This is a genomic window from Roseicella frigidaeris (assembly GCF_003258945.1).
Lineage (GTDB): Bacteria > Pseudomonadota > Alphaproteobacteria > Acetobacterales > Acetobacteraceae > Paracraurococcus > Paracraurococcus frigidaeris.
Genome location: NZ_QLIX01000010.1, coordinates 88,163 through 104,428 on the forward strand (window position 1 = coordinate 88,163; position 16,266 = coordinate 104,428).

The following is a 16,266-nucleotide window of genomic DNA, read 5'->3' on the forward strand; positions in this document are numbered from 1 at the left end:
GTGGCGGCGAGGCCGAAGGCCTGGCGCCAGGCGGTCACCACCTCGGGGTCGGCGGCCAGGGCGGCGAGTTCGCCCTGCCAGAGGGTGATCCAGGCCTCGGCCAATCGGTCCAGCGCCGGGTCGCAGCATGTCCCGTCCCCTCGGTCTGCCTGCCGGCCATCCTGTTTGCCGCTCCGCGGGGCCTGTCCGCCGCCCGGTGCGGCCTGCTCGTCGCCCGCCGGGGAATCGGCGCCGGGATGCTCCCCGGTCGCGCCGTGGTGCATTGCGGAATCCTTCTAACGCAAGCGCGGAAACGGCGTGCTATCCTGCCTGGACCCCCGCATGACGGCGCCGCACGCCGCTCCGCGACCAAGAAGGGACGCCAACGCCATGTCAGAGAACGCCGCCCGCGCCGAGACCACGCCAGACGCCCCGGCGCAACCGGTGGTGGTCAAGAAATACGCCAATCGTCGCCTCTACAATACGGAATCCTCCAGCTACGTCACGCTCGAGGATCTTGCCAACATGGTGAGAAAGGGTCGCGACTTTATCGTCTTCGACGCAAAATCGGGAGAGGACATCACCCGCTCCGTCCTCACGCAAATTATCGTCGAGGAGGAGGCGAAGGGGCGGAGCCTGCTGCCCGAGAGCTTCCTGCGCCAGCTCATCGGCTTCTACGGCGACAGCCTGCAGAGCGTGCTGCCGCGCTACCTGGAATTCGCCATGGCCGGCTTCGCCCGGCAGCAGGAGCAGATGCGACGCTCGGTCGAGCAGGCCATGGGCGGCTTCAATCCCTTCGGCGCCCTGCCAGGGCTGGAGGAGGTCGGCAAGCAGAACATGGCGATGCTGGAACGGGCGATGAGCCTCTTCGCGCCCTTCCGCCCGACCGATCCGAACGCGACCGTCGAGGAGTTGAAGGCGGAGATCGAGACGCTGCGGCGACAACTTTCGGAAGCGATACGAACCGGTCGCGGTTCCTCGCCTGGGGGGTGAGTTTCGCGGCTTCCGCTTCCATCACGCGTTCGTCACGCTCGGTGGTGGAACGCCCGCAATGCAGCGGCATTCCGTTGGGTGAGATTCTCAACGGCAAAGGGCACGCCGATGGTGCAGACAACAACCCAGACCGAGCCACGGCGTAGTGATGGCGCGAAGCCGGGCCAGCGCGCCAATGCCGCGGATCGGCATGTCGGGTCCCGTATCCGCGAGCGCCGCGTCATGATGGGGCTGTCGCAGCAGCAGCTGGCCCGCATGATCGGCGTCACCTACCAGCAGGCGCACAAATACGAGCGCGGTCTCAATCGCATCTCCGCCGGGCGTCTTTTTGAGATTGCGCAGGTGCTCGGCGTCGGCGTGTCCTGGTTCTTCGAGGGCCTCTCGCCGGAATCCGAGCAGAACGAGATCTCGCCGCGCCAGCGCATGTGCCTGGAGCTCGCGCGCAACTTCGCGATGATCGACAACGAGAAGCATCAGGAGGCGCTGAGCCAGATGGCCCGCGCCCTCGCCGCGCAGAGCCAGGCGGCGCAGTCGAGCCTCGCCGCCGACGGCGACGCCAGCGACACCCACTGAGCGCTGGCGGCCCCCTGCCGGGCGCGGCGGCCGGGCGAGGCCCGGCCTGCCCGCTGACCCTCACCTGCTGACATTGCGTGTCGACACGACGATCCCCCGCCCCGCCCCTGCTGCGCCCCCAGCGCCGCTGGACCTTGCGTGCCGTCCTCTTGGTGTTGGTGCTGAGCCTGGCCGGGGCGCTCGGCGGCATGGTCATCGGCCTGGCGCTGCGCCCGGCCTCGCCCCCCGGGATGCCGCCCCTGGAACGGGACCGGGCCACGCCGCCCGCCGCGGCGCCGCCGGGCGACGCGCCCGACCTGGCGGCGCTGGAGGCCGAGGCGGCGCGGCTCCGGGCCGCCGCCGAGGCTGCCCAGGCCCGGCTCGATGAGCTGACCCGGGCGCGCGCCGCCGCCGAGGCCGAGCAGCAGGTGCGCCTCGATGCCCTGGCCCGCGCCCGGGCGGCGGCCGAGGCGCAGCTCGCCGGCCTGCAGCGCGACATCGCGGCGGCCCAGCGGGAGGCGGCCGCGCAGCGCGAGGCGGCGGCCGCCGCGGCACGCCGGGAGGCCGCCCCGCCACCGGCGGCGGCCCCGGCCCCAACCCCCGCCCCAACCCTGGCCGCACCGCCGGCGCGGCCCCTCGCCCCGCCCCGTCCGGAGCCCCCGCCGCGGCAGGAGGCGGCGGGCGGCCAGCCGCGCGTGGTGCTGCATTACCGCGCCGGCTCCGGCGCCGGGGCCGAGACGGCGAATGCCCTGCTCGGCTCGCTCCGCGAGGGCGGCTTCGACGCCCAGGAGGCCCGCGCCGCCCCGGCCGTGCCCTCGCAGCGGGTGGTGCGCTACTTCCATGCCGAGGATGCGCCGACGGCGGCGCGGCTCGCCGGCCGCCTCGGCCGCGGCTGGGCGATCCAGGATTTCCGCGGCTACGAGCCCTCGCCGCCGGCCGGGACGCTGGAGGTCTGGGTGCCCGACCGCTGAATGCCCCACCGCCGAGGCCGGCAGCCGGCCGGCGTCCCGCCCGGAACGCCGGCCGCGGGCTCAGCCGGTGACGCGCACCGGCGTCAGGTCCTGGAACCAGGACCGCGCCTGCACGAAGCCCTGCACCTTCTTGTTCATGGCCCGCGGGTTCAGGTCATGCGCGACGAAGAGGAAGAGGGCGTCGTCCACGATCTTGCCGTGCAGCTCGGCGCAGAGCCGGTCCTGCGCCGCCGGATCGAATTCCGACAGGATCCTGCCGATCAGCGCGTCGTAATCCGGGCTGCCGAAGCCGCCCCAATTGTTGCCCGCCGGGGGCGTCAGGTCGGAGCGGAGGAAGCGGATCATCGCCGTGAAGGGATCGATGGCGGTGAAGGAGATGTTGATCCCGGTGATGCCGCGGTTCGACGGCGCCTTCCAGCCGTCGCGCCAGATCGAGAGCAGGGTGTTCCATTCGAACACCTCGAACTCGATCTCGATGCCGACCTCCTTCAGCATCTGCTGCAGCGCCTCGTTCATCGCCATGGGCTGCATCTGGCCGGAGCCGGAGGTGGAGATGCCGATCTTGGTCTTCAGCGGCGTCTTCGGCGTCACCCCCGCCTCGGCGAGCTGCTTCCTCGCCGCCGCCGGGTCATAGGCCCATTTGAAGCCCTTCACCTCGTTCCAGGGATGCCCCTTCGGCAGCAGCCCGGCCCCCTCGTCCATCAGCCCGCCCAGCATCTCCTTCATCGCCGCGCGGTCGATGGCGAGGTTGGCGCCGCGCCGCACCCGCGCGTCGCGCCAGGGCGAGCCCTCGGCGACGGCGAGCTGCCAGGTCCAGTTGTGCGGATACTGGTTGGTGACGATCTCGAGGCCCGCCTGCTTCAGGCTCGGCACCGCATCCGGCGGCGGCGCCTCGATCCAGTCCACCTGGTTCGAGCGGAGCGCGGCGACGCGGGTGTTGGGCTCGGCGAGCGGCAGCAGCACCAGCTTCTCGCATTTCGGCACCCGCGCCGCGTCCCAGTAGCCGGGGTTGCGCACCAGCACCGCCCGCTCGCGGATCGACCAGCTCTCCAGCTTCCAGGGGCCGGTGCCGACCGCCTTGGTGTTGTAGGCGTCCCAGCTCTTCCCCGCCGCCTCCCAGGCGCCCTGGTGGACGATGCCGATCCAGCTCACCCCATAGGGCACGGTGCTGTCGACCGTGCTGGTCTCGAGCGCGAAGCTCGTCTCGTCCAGCGCCTCCCAGCGGATCACGGTCGGGATGCGGACGCGGCCGAAGGCGGCGGCGCGCTGGTCGAAATGCGGCGCGTCGGTCTTCAGCACCCGGTCGAAGGAGAAGGCCACGTCCTGTGCCGTCAGCTTCTTGCCGTCGTGGAATGTCACGCCGTCGCGGAGGGTGAAGACCCAGCGCTTCGGATTGGCCGGATCGACCGTCCAGGCGGTGGCCAGGCCCGGCCGCAGCACGGCGGCGGCATCGGCCTTGGACAGATCCCATTCCACGAGCTGGTCGTAGAGGGTGATGCCCATGAAGCGGTGCCCCTCCGCCCCCTGATCGGGCACGCCATTGGTCAGCGGCACGGCGGCGGCGGTCATGCCGACGCGCAAGGTGCCCGCGCCTTGGGCAAGCGCGAGATCCCAGGGCAGCGCGCTGGCGGCCATGATGCCGCCCAGGCCCCCCAGCAGGCCGCGCCGTCCGAAGCCGGTATGCATGTGATCACCCTCTGTCCCGGTCCAGGCCGCGGTCGCGCCGCGGCCGATGCGGCGGGGGACAAGCAAGGCCCGGGCCGCGCCGCGCCCACCCCGCCATGCCCGACCCACCGCGCCCCTCCGCCGGCCGGGTGGCGTCGGCCCCCGGGGGCGCTCCCGCTCCCCCGCCCCAGGCTCCTATTTTCAGAGCATCTTCGCCCGATCAGGTGAGTCCACCTGATCGGGATCTGCTCTAGGCTGGCGCCGAGAGCGGCCAAGCCAGGCCGCCTGCCTGGGAGACCGTCCATGCCCCCGACCCGCCGCGCCCTGCTGGGGGCGAGCGCCCTCGCCCTGCCCTTCGCCATCCCCGCCCGCACCCGCGCCCAGGCCGACGAGACCATCCGCATCGGCGTCCTCACCGACCTCGCCGGCCCCTATCGCGACGTCACCGGCCCCACCTCCGTCGCCTGCGTCCGCCAGGCGGTCGAGGAGTTCGCCGCCGGCAATCCCGGCATCAAGGTCGAGATCATCACCGCCGACCACCAGAACAAGCCGGATGTCGGCATCAACACGGTGCGGCAGTGGTTCGACCAGCGCGGCGTCGACCTGGTCACGGATGTCGGCAACAGCGCCATCGCCCTCGGCATCAACCCGATCTGCGTCGAGCGCGACCGTATCCACCTCAACGCCTCGGCCGGCACCTCGGAGCTGACGGGCAAGGCCTGCACGCCGAACACCATCCACTGGGCCTACGACACCTATTGCCTCTCCAACACCACCGGCACGGCGCTGACCCGGGCGGGCGGGCGGAGCTGGTACTTCATCACCGCCGACTACGCCTTCGGCCATGCGATCGAGCGCGACACCACCCGCTTCGTCGAGGCCGCCGGCGGCAAGATGCTCGGCGCCTCCCGCTATCCCTTCCCGCAGACCACGGATTTCTCCGCCTTCCTGCTGCAGGCCCAAGCCAGCCGGGCGCAGGTGCTCGGCCTCGCCATGGCCGGCGACGACCTGGTGAACTGCGTCAAGCAGGCGCAGGAATTCGGCCTGGCCAAGTCGGGGATGAAATACGCCGCCATCATCGGCTCCATCACCGGCGTGCTGGCGGCGGGGACCGAGACCATGCAGGGCATGTACATCGCCGAGACCTTCTGGTGGGACCTCGACGAGCGGACGCGCGGCTTCACGCAGCGGGTGCAGAAGAAGCTGCCCCCCGGCGTCTTCCCCAATTACGTGCACGCCGCCAATTACGCCGGCGTGTCGCACTACCTGAAGGCGGTGAAGGCGCTCGGCCCGGCCCAGGCGAAGCGCAGCGGGCGCGAGGTGGTGGCGCTGATGAAGCGGATGCCGACCGATGACGACGCCTTCGGCAAGGGGCTGATCCGCGAGGACGGGCGGAAGATCCACCCCTCCTACCTGTTGCAGGTGAAGCGGCCCGGCGAGGTGCGCTACCCGGGCGATGTCTACACCCTGACCGAGACCCTACCCGCCGAGCAGGCCTTCCGCCCCCTCGGCGAGGGCGGCTGCCCGCTGGTGAAGGGCTGATACTGACGGCCGTTGATGGTGACCCATCAACGGCCCCATCGGCAGTCCCCTTGGCACCGGGCGCCCAGCCGGCTCTGCCGGCTGCAAGTCGGGACGGGAAGCCGCCCACGCCCATGACGGCGCGCGGCGACGTCGCGGGAAACGCTCAGGCCTTGCTGAAGGCGTCGGCGCCGTCGAAGCGCTGCAGCTTCTCGATATGCATCCAGTTGTGCTGGCGGCCGATGCGCTGCAACAGGTCGGTGATCTCGGCGATGCCGTTGCCCTTCGGCGGCTCCTTGAACATGAAGCGGGCGCGGAAATGGTCGACCAGGAAGCTGTGGCCGCCGATATCCGGCCAGACCTGGGCGCCGCGGCTGCCGATCATGGTCAGGTCGAAGGCGCTGCCCTCGGCCGCCGCCTGCAGGGTGATGCTGATCGCCCGCGGGTCGCGCTCGCTCTCGACGAAGACGTCGACGCCGACCAGCTCGCGGGTCGAGGCGGCGCGGTACCAGGTGATCTGCGGCCAGCGCTTGAGCGCGATCGGCCGATATTCCCGCTCCGGCACCGCCCCGCTCTCGCGGCCGAGATTGGCGATGATGCGCTCGACATAGACTGCGGTCGGCACCCCCTCCCCCTCGCGGGCGATGTCGCCGGTGAGGTCCTTCCCCTCCTCGAGCGTGACGTAGAGCGCGTGCTCGATCCGCCGCGCGGTGGCGAAGTCGCCGATATGGCGCAGCATCATCAGCGCCGAGAGCAGCAGCGCCGTCGGGTTGGCCACCCCCTTGCCGGCGATCTGCGGCGCCGAGCCGTGCACCGCCTCGAACATCGCCGCCTCGTCGCCGAGATTGGCCGAGGGGGCGACGCCGAGCCCGCCGACCAGCCCCGCCGCGAGGTCGGAGAGGATGTCGCCATTCATGTTGGTCATGACCGTGACATCGAATTGCTCGGGGCGGATGACCATCTGGTGCGCGCAATTGTCGACGATCATGTGCTCGTGCTGCAGCCCGGGATACTCCGCCAGCACCTGCTCGCCGATCCGCTTCAGCATCCCCTCGGTCAGCTTCATGATGTTGGCCTTGGTGGCGACGGTGACCTTCCGCCGCCCCTCGGCCTGCGCCACGGCGGCGGCGAGGCGGGTGATCCGCTCGCACCCCACCTCGGTGATCAGCTTCAGGCACTGCGCGACGCCCGGCGTCTGCATGTGCTCGATGCCGGCATAGACATCCTCGACATTCTCGCGCACCACGACGAAGTCGACCCCCCGCCCGGAGAAGGGGGTGCGGATGCCCGGCAGCTCGCGCACCGGCCGGACGTTGCCGTACATCTCGAAGGTCTTGCGCAGCGCGACATTGGCGGATTTCTCGCCATACCCGACCGGGGTCTCGAGCGGGCCCTTCAGCACGACGCCGGTGCGGGCGATGGAATCGAGCGTCTCCTGCGGCGCGCCGGCGGCGATGCCGCGGCGGAAGGCCTCGGCGCCGGCCAGCGCCTCCTCCCACTCCACCTCGGCGCCGGCCGCGGCGAGCACCTGCTGGGTCGCCCGCATCACCTCCGGGCCGATGCCGTCGCCGGGGATGGCGGTGACCTTGGTCCGGGCGCGGGTGGCGGTGGGCATCGGGGCGGAGTCCATGGGAGCATCCTGCAAGGGAGCGTGCTGCATCGCAGCATAGCGCCCGCGCCTCAAGCGCGGAATCGGCGGCTAGCCTCCCCGGGGGCCTTCCGCGGCTTTCTTCACGTGGCCTTCACCGCGCCGCCCGAGGATCGGGGCATGCGCTGGCCGATCCTCCTCCTGCCGCTGCTGCTGGCCGCCCGCGCCGCGCCGGCCCAGGCCCCGGACGGTTCGCCGCCCGCCTGCGATGCCGGCCGCGAGGGCATGACCGCCTGCTTCGGCGAGAGGCTCTGCCGCTGCCGGCACGAACCGGGCGGCAGCCTGGCCGGCCGGCCACCGGGCCATCGCTGGGATTGCGGCGTGCTGCGCCCGGCCTGCGGCGTCGCCCCGGCCGCGCCGGACCTGCCCGGCCTGTCCCTCATGCCCATGCTGCAAGCCACCCAGGGCGGAACCGCCGGGGAGGCGACGGGCGGGGCCGGCAGCGGGACCGGCCTGTCCGGCCGGCTCAGCCCCCGAAGCGGCGCGGCCGCAGCCCCGCATGGAACCAGGTGATCAGGGAGTAGATGTCGTAGACCGGGCGGCCGAGCGCCGCCTGCAGGGCCGCGGCATAGGGCGGCATGTTGGTGCATTCGAGCACGATCGCCCCGACCTCCGGATGCGCCGCGACCAGCGCCCGCCCGGCCTCCAGGATGTCCTGCTCGGCCAGCGCCACGTCCATGTCCTCGGATTCGGCCCGGATCAGGACGCGGAAGAACTCCCGCCCGCCCTCGGTGCCCATGACCGGTATGTCGTTCGGCACCCCCGCGGCCGCGAGATGCGCCGGGGTCAGCGTCTCCCGGCACACGGTCAGCAGCCCGACCCGCCGGCCGGGCGGCAGGGTCGCCTGCACCCAGGGCACCTGCAACAGCGAGGAGGTGGCGACGGGGACGCCGACCGCCGCCTGCAGGTCGTGCTGGAACAGCGAGAGGAAGCCGCAATTGGTGGTGATGGCCTCGGCGCCCTGCGCCACCAGCTCCTCCGCCGCGGCGATGAAGTCCGGCAGCAGGCCACGCGCGCCCTGCAGCACCACCCGCTCCGGGCTGGCGCCGCGCACCACGCGGTAGAGCACCGGGAAGGGCCAGGTGCCGGCATGGCCCATATCCCCATGGATGCGCGGAAAGCGGGCTTCCAGCATCAGGATGCCGAGCGGCGCGCCATAGATCGCCTTGCCGCCGCGGGCGAGGCGCGAAGGGGCAGCGGAGTGCAGGTTCATGCCGGCAGCCTAGACGACTATATTGCACCGCGAAACGGACAGGAGAGCCGGATGCTCCGCCGCGCAGCGCTGCTGCTTGCCCTGATGCTGCCCATCCTGCCGGCCCGGGCCGAGGCGCCCTGGCCCGGCGAGCGGCCGATCATCCTGCTCGGCGGCTTCCCCAACGGCTCGGGCGTCGACATCTATGCCCGCAAGCTGGCCGAGCCGCTCGCCCGGGCGCTCGGCCAGACCGTGGTGGTGGACAACCGCTCCGGCGCCGGCGGCAACATCGCCAGCGAGGCGGTGGCCCGGGCGAAGCCGGATGGCTACCTGTTCCTGCTCGGCACGGCGGGAACGCATGCGATCAACGCCGCGCTCTACCGCCACCTGCCCTTCGACCCGATGCGCGACGTGACGCATGTGGCGCTGCTCGGCGACGTGCCGAACGTGCTGCTGGTCAATCCGGAGAAGCGGCCGCAATACGGCAGCTGCGCCGATCTGGTCGCCGCGGCGAGGGCCCGACCGGGGGCGCTCAACTACGCCTCCACCGGCAACGGCGCCTCGACGCATCTGGCGGCGGCGCAATTCGCCGCCGCGGCCGGGATCGAGCTGACGCATGTGCCCTATCGCGGCCAGCCCGGGGCGATGCAGGCGCTGCTCGCCGGCGATGTCGATCTCTTCTTCAACCAGGTCGGCCCATCGATCGGGCCGGTGCAGCAGGGGCAGGTGAAGGCTCTCGGCGTGACGGTGCCGAAGCCGGTCGCCGCCCTGCCTGGCGTGCCGACCATCGCCGAGGCCTGCCGCCTGCCGGGCTTCGAGAGCAGCACCTGGTACGGGCTGTTCGGCCCGCCCGGCCTGCCGCCGGAGATCCAGGCGCGGATGAACGCGGCGGTCGCGGCGATCCTGCAGGCGCCGGACTTCCAGGCCTGGCTGGTCGAGAGCCAGGGCATCACCCCGCCCTCCGATCCCTCGGTCGCGGCCTTCCGGCGGGTGCACGAGGCGGATCTCCGCCGCTGGGCGGAGATCGTGAAGCGGTCCGGCGCCAGCCTGGACTGATGCCAACGGCGGTTGCTGGTGACCCATCAACCGCCCCCATGGGCGGTCCCCTTGGCGCCGGGCGCAAACCTCCGGTTTGCCTGAGCCTTCGCGCCGTCGCGCTACCCGTTCGGGCGCTCGGCCCTGCGGGCCGCAGGTCGGAACCTCGTGCACTGGGTATGAGGCCCCCCTCGAGAGGTTGCCTCCCTGGGGGTGGCCGTCCCGGGTCAGACCCGGCGCAGCAGGGCGGTCACCCCCTTCTGCAGCACCGCCTCGGCCGGCGGCGCATCGCTGCCCGTGCTCGGCAGGCCGGCCCGGTCGAGCATCGCCACGCCATGCGACAGGGCCCAGACCTGCAGCGCGACTAGGCGCGGATGGCCCGACCCGGCCGGCAGCACCGCCGCGACCACCCGCGTCAGCTCCTCGAAGGCGCCGCCGGTGTCCTGGTCCGCGGCGACCGTCGGCTGGAAGGTGAACATGGCGGCGTAGTAGCCCGGCTCCTCGCGGGCGAAGGCGAGATAGGCGGGCCCCATGCGGAACAGCGCCTCATGGGCGTCGCGGGCGCCGGCGGCGGCCTGGTGCAGCTGCTCGGCGAATCGGCGGAAGCCGCGGCGGGCGAGTTCGGCGAGCACTTCCTCGCGGTCGCGAAAATGGCGATAGGGTGCGCTGGCCGAGACGCCGGCGCGGCGGGCCGCCTCGGTCAGGGTGAAGCCCAGCGGGCCGCGTTCGGCCACCAGATGTCGGGTCGCTTCCAGGAGCGCCTCGCGCAGATTGCCGTGATGATACCCGCGCTTCGGGGGCAGCTCCGGGATGCGTTGTGCCTGGGCCATGGGAAGCAAGTTCCAGAGAAGCCGCTGAACTGCAAGGGGTTGACGCAGGATTTCAGAACTAAAAAGACACGTTCCCACGCAGCCCTGGCCTGGCATGCGGCTCGCTTGGATTCAAAATATCGTGTTTCCTGAATATCCTATGCGATGTGAAGCAGTCTCTCGCCGTTCAGTGCATCTCATTTTCTATCATGTTTTAGCCCCTGCTGCGTCGCGCGGGTCTGCGATTACAGGTCGAACGACAGTATTATCTTTCCCGCCCAGCGATCACTGGCATGCGTCAGCCCATGCCCGAGGCCGAGATGCAGCCCGATCGTCTCGCCGAGCCGCATATCCGTGGTGACGAAGAGCTGGTGCGCCTGCCCGTGCGCCGCCGCCGGGTGGTCGATGCGGCCGAAATCCATGTAGTGCTCGAGGCCGAGCCAGACCCGCTCCGCCACCTGCCGCACGCCGCGGATCGCCGGCGCGAAGACCGGCCCCTCCCGCCCGAGCGGCACCTCGACGGCGGGGTTCAGGATGAGCTGCCAGGGCCCGCGGCGCAGGTCGATGATCGGCCGCAGCGTCACCGCCCAGTTGGTCGCCGAGAAGCGGATCGGCTGGCTGCGCAGCTCGAGGTCGAAGCCGAGGGCCAGCGGCCGGTCGCCGGCGCCGGGCATGACGAAGCTGTTGCGCAGCTTGACGCCGCCGCCGAAGACCTCGCCCGAGAACTCCTTCGCCACCGGCAGGTAGAGCGCCACCTCGTGCCAGGGCGCGGTGACGTAGCCGATCTCGGCGGTGAACAGCGCGCCGTTCCGCGGCGCGCCCTCGCCGTCGAGGATGCCGCGCCGGCCGGCATTCAGGTGGAGATTGAGATCCACCCCGCCCGGCTCGCCGATGCGGCCGTCGAAGACCTGGAACTCGTCGAAGCCGGCGCCGCGCGCGAGACCGGGCAGCAGCAGGGCAAGCAGCAGCAGCGCGCGGCGCATGGGGCGGGTCCCGATCGTCCGCCGCCGCAACGCATCTCCGCCGCTGCCGTTCCCGCCTCAGCCGGGGGCGATCACCGCCCAGCTCGTCGTCACATGCGCCGCCAGCGCCTCCGATCCCTCGGCGCGGATCAGGATCTCGCCGAAGACCATGCGCTTGCCGCGCTTGACGAGGCGCGCCTCGGCCAGCACCGGGCCGGCGCCGGCCGGGCGGAGGAAGTTCACCGTCATCGTGCTGGTCACGCTCTCGTCGCGCCCGCCGGAGACGGAGAGCAGCGCCGCCCACATCGCCACATCGGCGAGGCCCATCAGCGCCGGGCCGGAGACGGTGTTGCCCGGCCGCAGCAGCAGCGGCCGCGCCGGCAGCCGCAGCAGCGCGGTGCCGGCCTCGGCGGCGAGCACCTCCACCCCCCAATCCTCGGCCAGCGGCACGCCGCGGCGCAGGATGGCCTGGATCTCGGCCGGGCTCGGCCCGGGATGGCTCGGTGTCGTCATCGAAGTCCTTCGCCCCGCTGTTCCTCGACCACGTGGCCCCCGACCACGCGGCCGATGCAGGGATTGCCGCCGATCCAGTAGCAGAGCTCGGCCGGGCGGGCGATGCGGTAGAGGGCGAGGTCGCAGCGGAGGCCCGGCGCCAGCCGGCCGCGATCGGCGAGGCCGAGCGCCGCCGCCGCCACCACCGTCACGCCGCGCAGCGCCTCGGCGACGGTGAGCCGGAACAGGGTGCAGCCGAGGTTCAGCATCAGCAGCAGCGAGAGGGCGGGCGAGGAACCGGGATTGAGGTCGCTCGCCAGCGCCAGGCGCAGCCCGGCGGCGCGCATCGCGGCGATGTCCGGCCGGCGCTCCTCGCGGATGAAGTAGCAGGCGCCGGGCAGCAGCACCGCGACGCTGCCCGCCCGCGCCATCGCCGCGATCCCCGCGGTCGAGGCATATTCCAGATGGTCGGCCGAGAGGGCGCCGTATCGCGCGGCCAGCGCGGCGCCGCCGAAGTCGCAGAGCTGGTCGGCATGCAGCTTCACCGGCAGGCCGGCGGCCCGCGCCGCCTCGAAGACCAGCGCCGTCTCCTCCAGCGTGAAGGCGATGCGCTCGCAGAAGGCATCCACCGCATCGGCGAGCCCGGCCCCGGCCGCCGCCGGCAGGATCACTTCGGCGACGTGCCGGGCATAGTCGGCGCGCCGGCCGGCGAATTCCGGCGGCACCGCATGCGCGGCGAGCAGCGTGGTCCGCACCGAGACCGCCGCCGTCTCCCCCAGCCGCCGCGCGACGCGCAACTGCCGCAGCTCGGTCTCGAGATCGAGCCCGTAGCCCGACTTGATCTCGACCGTCGTCACCCCCTCGGCCATGAGCGCGGCGAGGCGCGGCCGCGCGGCGGCGAGCAGCGCGTCCTCCGACGCCGCCCGCGTCGCCCGCACCGTCGAGAGGATGCCGCCCCCGGCGCGGGCGATCTCCTCGTAGCTCGCGCCCTCCAGCCGCTGCTCGAACTCGGCGGCGCGGTCGCCGCCGAAGACGAGATGGGTGTGGCAGTCGATCAGCCCGGGCAGGATCCAGGCGCCGGCGCAATCCACGGTCTCGGCAGCCGGCCCGGGCAGCGCCGCGCGCGGCCCGACCCAGGCGATGCGCCCGCCCCTCGCCGCCACGGCGCCATCCTCGACGAGGCCGAGCCCCTCGCCCTGCATGGTCGCCAGATGGGCGTTCAGCCAGACCCGGTCGAACATCAGCCGAGCCCCGCCAGCGAAGCGAAGCGGCCCCGCTCGACCAGCGCCTTCACCGCGGCGATGTCGGGCGCCATGGCGCGGTCCGCCTCCCAGGCGCCGGCGACGCCGCGCACCAGCCCATGCGCCCCCTCCAGCGCCGCCGAGGATTGCAGCGGGCGGTGGAATTCCAGCCCCTGCGCCGCGGCCAGCAATTCGATGGCGAGGATCGCCGCCAGGTTCTCCGCCATGTCGTGCAGGCGGAGCGCGGCGCCGGTCGCCATGCTGACATGGTCCTCCTGGTTGGCGCTGGTCGGCAGGCTGTCGGTGCTGCGCGGCACGGCGAGCGCCCGGTTCTCCGCCACCAGCGCCGCCGCCGTCACCTGCGCCAGCATGAAGCCGGAGTTCAGCCCGCCCTCGCGCACCAGGAAGGCCGGCAGGCCGGACAGCGCCGGGTCGGTCAGCAGGGCGATGCGCCGCTCGCCGATGGCGCCCAGCTCGGCCAGGGCGAGGGCGATCGAATCGGCGGCGAAGGCCACCGGCTCGGCGTGGAAATTGCCGCCCGAGAGCACCTCGCCCCCGGCGATGACCAGCGGGTTGTCGGTGACGGCATTCGCCTCCCGCTCCAGCACCGCCGCCGCATGGCCGAGCAGGTCGAGGCAGGCGCCCGCCACCTGCGGCTGGCAGCGCAGCGAATAGGGGTCCTGCACCCGCGGGTCCCCGGTGCGGTGGCTGTCGCGGATGGCGCTGCCCGCGAGCAGCCCGCGCAGCGCCGCGGCGACGCGGATCTGCCCCGGCTGGCCGCGCAGCGCGTGGATGCGCGGGTCGAAGGGCGTGTCGCTGCCGCGCGCCGCATCGGTGCTCATCGCCCCGGCGACGAGCGCGGTGCGCAGCAGGTCCTCGGCGGCGAAGAGCGCGGCCAGCGCCAGCGCCGTGCTCACCTGGGTGCCGTTCAGCAGCGCCAGCCCCTCCTTCGGGCCGAGCGAGAGCGGCGCGAGGCCGGCGCGGGCCAGCGCCGCCGCGCCCGGCAGCACCTCGCCGCCGAGGAAGGCCTCCCCCTCCCCGATCAGCACCAGGGAGAGATGCGCCAGCGGCGCCAGGTCGCCCGAGGCGCCGACCGAGCCGCGCGCCGGGATGGCCGGGATGATGCCGGCCTCGAGCAGCGCCAGCAGCGCCTCCACCACCGCCCCCCGCACGCCGGAGGCGCCGCGGGCCAGCGACAGCGCCTTCAGCGCCAGCACCAGCCGCACCACCGGCGCCGGCAGCAGCGGCCCGGTGCCGGCGGCATGGCTGCGCACTAGGTTGAGCTGGAGCTGGGCGAGCTGCCCGTCCGGGATGCGGGTGCTGGCCAGCTTGCCGAAGCCGGTATTGACGCCGTAGAGCGGCTCGCCCCCGGCCATGCACGCGGCCAGCGCCGCCGCCGAGGCCTCGACCCCGGCGCGCCAGCCCGCCGGCAGGACCAGCCTCTCGCCCTCCATGACCGCCCGCAGCGCGGCGAGGCTGGCGCCGCCCGGCACGCCCGCCGCCGTCATGCCGGCCGCCCCACGCCGCCGAGCATCGGCAGGTCGAGCCCATGCTCGCGGGCGCAGTCGATGGCGATGCCGTAGCCGGCATCGGCATGGCGCATGACGCCCGTGGCGGGGTCGTTCCACAGCACGCGCCGCAGCCGCCGTGCCGCCGCCTCGGTGCCGTCGCAGAGGATGACCATGCCGGCATGCTGCGAGAAGCCCATGCCGACGCCGCCGCCATGATGCAGCGAGACCCAGGTGGCGCCCGAGGCGGTGTTCAGCAGCGCGTTCAGCAGCGGCCAGTCGGAGACGGCATCCGAGCCGTCCTGCATCGCCTCGGTCTCGCGGTTGGGCGAGGCGACGCTGCCGGAATCGAGATGGTCGCGGCCGATGACGATCGGCCCGATCTCGCCCCGCGCCACCATGGCGTTGAAGGCGAGGCCGAGCCGGTCGCGCTGCCCGAGCCCGACCCAGCAGATGCGCGCCGGCAGCCCCTGGAAGGCGATGCGCGAGCGCGCCATATCGAGCCACTGGTGCAGGTGCGGGTCGTCCGGGATCAGCTCCCGCACCTTGGCATCGGTCTTGTAGATGTCCTCCGGGTCGCCCGAGAGCGCCGCCCAGCGGAAGGGGGCGATGCCGCGGCAGAACAGCGGCCGGATATAGGCCGGCACGAAGCCCGGGAAATCGAAGGCCCGCGCCAGCCCCTCCTCCTTCGCCATCTGCCGGATGTTGTTGCCGTAATCGAGCACCGCGGCGCCGCGCGCCTGGAAATCGAGCATCGCCTGGACGTGCTGCACCATGCTGCGCCGCGCCGCGGCGGCGACGGCGCCCGGGTCGCTCTCGCGCTTCGCCTCCCATTCGGCCAGCGTCCAGCCGGCCGGCAGGTAGCCATTGGCCGGGTCGTGGGCGCTGGTCTGGTCGGTGACGATGTCGGGCACCACGCCGCGGCGGACCAGCTCGGGGAAGACCTCGGCGGCATTGCCGAGCAGCCCGACCGAGATCGCCCGCTTTTCGTCGCAGGCGCGGCGGATCATGGCGAGCGCGGTGTCGAGGTCCTCGGCGCGGTGGTCGAGGTATTTCGTCTCCAGCCGCTTCTCGATCCGGCTCGGCTGGCATTCGACGCAGAGGATGGAGGCGCCGGCGAAGACGCCCGCCAGCGGCTGCGCCCCGCCCATGCCGCCGAGCCCGCCGGTGAGGATCCAGCGCCCGGCCAGCGAGCCGCCGAAATGCTGCCGCCCGGCCTCGGCGAAGGTCTCGTAGGTGCCCTGCACGATGCCCTGGGAGCCGATATAGATCCAGGAGCCGGCCGTCATCTGGCCGTACATCATCAGCCCCTTGCGATCGAGCTCGGAGAAATGCTCCCAGCTCGCCCAGCGCGGCACCAGGTTGGAATTGGCGATCAGCACCCGCGGCGCGTCGGCATGGGTCTCGAAGACGCCGACCGGCTTGCCGGACTGCACCAGCAGGGTCTGCGTCTCCTCCAGCCGGCGCAGCACCGCGACGATGGCCTCGAAGCTCCGCCAGTCGCGGGCGGCGCGGCCGATGCCGCCATAGACCACCAGCTCGCCCGGCCGCTCGGCCACCTCGGGGTCGAGGTTGTTCATCAGCATCCGGAGCGGCGCCTCGGTGCTCCAGTGCTTCGCGGATCGCTCCAGCCCACGGGGGGAGCGGATGACGGGGGCGTTGCGGAGAGGCTCGCTCATGCGCCGAGGATAGCGAGGC

The 16,266-nt window shown here is 72.6% G+C and carries 15 protein-coding genes; 6 read left to right on the plus strand and 9 right to left on the minus strand.

Going from position 1 to position 16,266, the window contains the following annotated elements:
* The first annotated feature begins 369 nt into the window (after window positions 1-369).
* The 3 genes from phaR (at window position 370) to DOO78_RS14705 (ending at window position 2,495) form a co-directional block, all read left to right on the plus strand.
* On the plus strand, window positions 370-972 hold the full coding sequence (gene phaR, locus DOO78_RS14695; RefSeq protein WP_111470603.1) for a polyhydroxyalkanoate synthesis repressor PhaR: 603 nt from the start codon (window positions 370-372) through the stop codon (window positions 970-972).
* Window positions 973-1,080: 108 nt separating this feature from the next.
* On the plus strand, window positions 1,081-1,545 hold the full coding sequence (locus tag DOO78_RS14700) for a helix-turn-helix domain-containing protein (protein ID WP_111470604.1): 465 nt from the start codon (window positions 1,081-1,083) through the stop codon (window positions 1,543-1,545).
* 134 nt (window positions 1,546-1,679) lie between these two features.
* Window positions 1,680-2,495: a hypothetical protein gene (locus tag DOO78_RS14705; RefSeq protein WP_128080063.1), complete on the plus strand. Its 816-nt coding sequence runs from the start codon at window positions 1,680-1,682 to the stop codon at window positions 2,493-2,495.
* Between the two features lie 60 nt (window positions 2,496-2,555).
* Here the strand turns inward: DOO78_RS14705 and DOO78_RS14710 are convergent, their stop codons facing one another.
* Window positions 2,556-4,181, minus strand: a complete 1,626-nt coding sequence (locus tag DOO78_RS14710) for an ABC transporter substrate-binding protein (RefSeq protein WP_165838904.1) — start codon at window positions 4,179-4,181, stop codon at window positions 2,556-2,558.
* Window positions 4,182-4,463: 282 nt separating this feature from the next.
* Here DOO78_RS14710 and DOO78_RS14715 point away from each other — a divergent pair, with 282 nt between their 5' ends.
* On the plus strand, window positions 4,464-5,702 hold the full coding sequence (locus DOO78_RS14715; protein WP_111470606.1) for an ABC transporter substrate-binding protein: 1,239 nt from the start codon (window positions 4,464-4,466) through the stop codon (window positions 5,700-5,702).
* Window positions 5,703-5,847: 145 nt separating this feature from the next.
* Here DOO78_RS14715 and DOO78_RS14720 read toward each other — a convergent pair whose 3' ends face one another.
* A complete protein-coding gene (locus tag DOO78_RS14720) occupies window positions 5,848-7,311 on the minus strand; it encodes an NADP-dependent isocitrate dehydrogenase (RefSeq protein ID WP_243634561.1) in 1,464 nt (487 codons plus the stop codon).
* Window positions 7,312-7,449: 138 nt separating this feature from the next.
* Between DOO78_RS14720 and DOO78_RS14725 the strand changes: the two genes are divergently transcribed.
* Window positions 7,450-7,842 (plus strand): hypothetical protein, encoded by a 393-nt coding sequence (locus DOO78_RS14725; protein WP_111470607.1) that lies wholly within the window; start codon window positions 7,450-7,452, stop codon window positions 7,840-7,842.
* Here DOO78_RS14725 and DOO78_RS14730 read toward each other — a convergent pair.
* On the minus strand, window positions 7,796-8,542 hold the full coding sequence (locus DOO78_RS14730) for an aspartate/glutamate racemase family protein (protein WP_111470608.1): 747 nt from the start codon (window positions 8,540-8,542) through the stop codon (window positions 7,796-7,798). The genes DOO78_RS14725 and DOO78_RS14730 overlap by 47 nt on opposite strands.
* Before the next feature lie 51 nt (window positions 8,543-8,593).
* Here DOO78_RS14730 and DOO78_RS14735 point away from each other — a divergent pair, with 51 nt between their 5' ends.
* The gene (locus DOO78_RS14735; protein WP_111470609.1) at window positions 8,594-9,577 is read left to right on the plus strand and encodes a Bug family tripartite tricarboxylate transporter substrate binding protein; all 984 of its coding nucleotides are present in this window, start codon (window positions 8,594-8,596) and stop codon (window positions 9,575-9,577) included.
* Window positions 9,578-9,783: 206 nt separating this feature from the next.
* On the opposite strand, the gene DOO78_RS14740 is transcribed toward DOO78_RS14735, so the two are convergent.
* The 6 genes from DOO78_RS14740 to hutU form a co-directional block, all read right to left on the minus strand.
* Window positions 9,784-10,386: a TetR/AcrR family transcriptional regulator gene (locus DOO78_RS14740; protein ID WP_165838905.1), complete on the minus strand. Its 603-nt coding sequence runs from the start codon at window positions 10,384-10,386 to the stop codon at window positions 9,784-9,786.
* 224 nt (window positions 10,387-10,610) lie between these two features.
* Window positions 10,611-11,348, minus strand: coding sequence for a hypothetical protein (locus DOO78_RS14745; protein WP_111470611.1), 738 nt, complete (start codon window positions 11,346-11,348; stop codon window positions 10,611-10,613).
* A gap of 57 nt (window positions 11,349-11,405) precedes the next feature.
* Window positions 11,406-11,840: a PaaI family thioesterase gene (locus DOO78_RS14750; protein ID WP_111470612.1), complete on the minus strand. Its 435-nt coding sequence runs from the start codon at window positions 11,838-11,840 to the stop codon at window positions 11,406-11,408.
* Window positions 11,837-13,060: an imidazolonepropionase gene (hutI, locus tag DOO78_RS14755; RefSeq protein WP_111470613.1), complete on the minus strand. Its 1,224-nt coding sequence runs from the start codon at window positions 13,058-13,060 to the stop codon at window positions 11,837-11,839. Before hutI ends, DOO78_RS14750 begins: the two co-directional genes overlap by 4 nt.
* Window positions 13,060-14,568: a histidine ammonia-lyase gene (gene hutH / locus DOO78_RS14760; protein WP_111470614.1), complete on the minus strand. Its 1,509-nt coding sequence runs from the start codon at window positions 14,566-14,568 to the stop codon at window positions 13,060-13,062. Before hutH ends, hutI begins: the two co-directional genes overlap by 1 nt.
* Window positions 14,565-16,247 (minus strand): urocanate hydratase, encoded by a 1,683-nt coding sequence (gene hutU / locus DOO78_RS14765; protein WP_111470615.1) that lies wholly within the window; start codon window positions 16,245-16,247, stop codon window positions 14,565-14,567. Before hutU ends, hutH begins: the two co-directional genes overlap by 4 nt.
* Between the last annotated feature and the right edge of the window lie 19 nt (window positions 16,248-16,266).

Bases quoted from the DNA above. Each gene is read 5' to 3' on its own strand.
- phaR (WP_111470603.1), top strand. From the start codon at position 370: ATGTCAGAGAACGCCGCCCGCGCCGAGACCACGCCAGACGCCCCGGCG.
- DOO78_RS14700 (WP_111470604.1), top strand. From the start codon at position 1,081: ATGGTGCAGACAACAACCCAGACCGAGCCACGGCGTAGTGATGGCGCG.
- DOO78_RS14710 (WP_165838904.1), bottom strand. From the start codon at position 4,181: ATGCATACCGGCTTCGGACGGCGCGGCCTGCTGGGGGGCCTGGGCGGC.
- DOO78_RS14715 (WP_111470606.1), top strand. From the start codon at position 4,464: ATGCCCCCGACCCGCCGCGCCCTGCTGGGGGCGAGCGCCCTCGCCCTG.
- DOO78_RS14720 (WP_243634561.1), bottom strand. From the start codon at position 7,311: ATGGACTCCGCCCCGATGCCCACCGCCACCCGCGCCCGGACCAAGGTC.
- DOO78_RS14725 (WP_111470607.1), top strand. From the start codon at position 7,450: ATGCGCTGGCCGATCCTCCTCCTGCCGCTGCTGCTGGCCGCCCGCGCC.
- DOO78_RS14730 (WP_111470608.1), bottom strand. From the start codon at position 8,542: ATGAACCTGCACTCCGCTGCCCCTTCGCGCCTCGCCCGCGGCGGCAAG.
- DOO78_RS14735 (WP_111470609.1), top strand. From the start codon at position 8,594: ATGCTCCGCCGCGCAGCGCTGCTGCTTGCCCTGATGCTGCCCATCCTG.
- DOO78_RS14740 (WP_165838905.1), bottom strand. From the start codon at position 10,386: ATGGCCCAGGCACAACGCATCCCGGAGCTGCCCCCGAAGCGCGGGTAT.
- DOO78_RS14745 (WP_111470611.1), bottom strand. From the start codon at position 11,348: ATGCGCCGCGCGCTGCTGCTGCTTGCCCTGCTGCTGCCCGGTCTCGCG.
- DOO78_RS14750 (WP_111470612.1), bottom strand. From the start codon at position 11,840: ATGACGACACCGAGCCATCCCGGGCCGAGCCCGGCCGAGATCCAGGCC.
- hutI (WP_111470613.1), bottom strand. From the start codon at position 13,060: ATGTTCGACCGGGTCTGGCTGAACGCCCATCTGGCGACCATGCAGGGC.
- hutH (WP_111470614.1), bottom strand. From the start codon at position 14,568: ATGACGGCGGCGGGCGTGCCGGGCGGCGCCAGCCTCGCCGCGCTGCGG.
- hutU (WP_111470615.1), bottom strand. From the start codon at position 16,247: ATGAGCGAGCCTCTCCGCAACGCCCCCGTCATCCGCTCCCCCCGTGGG.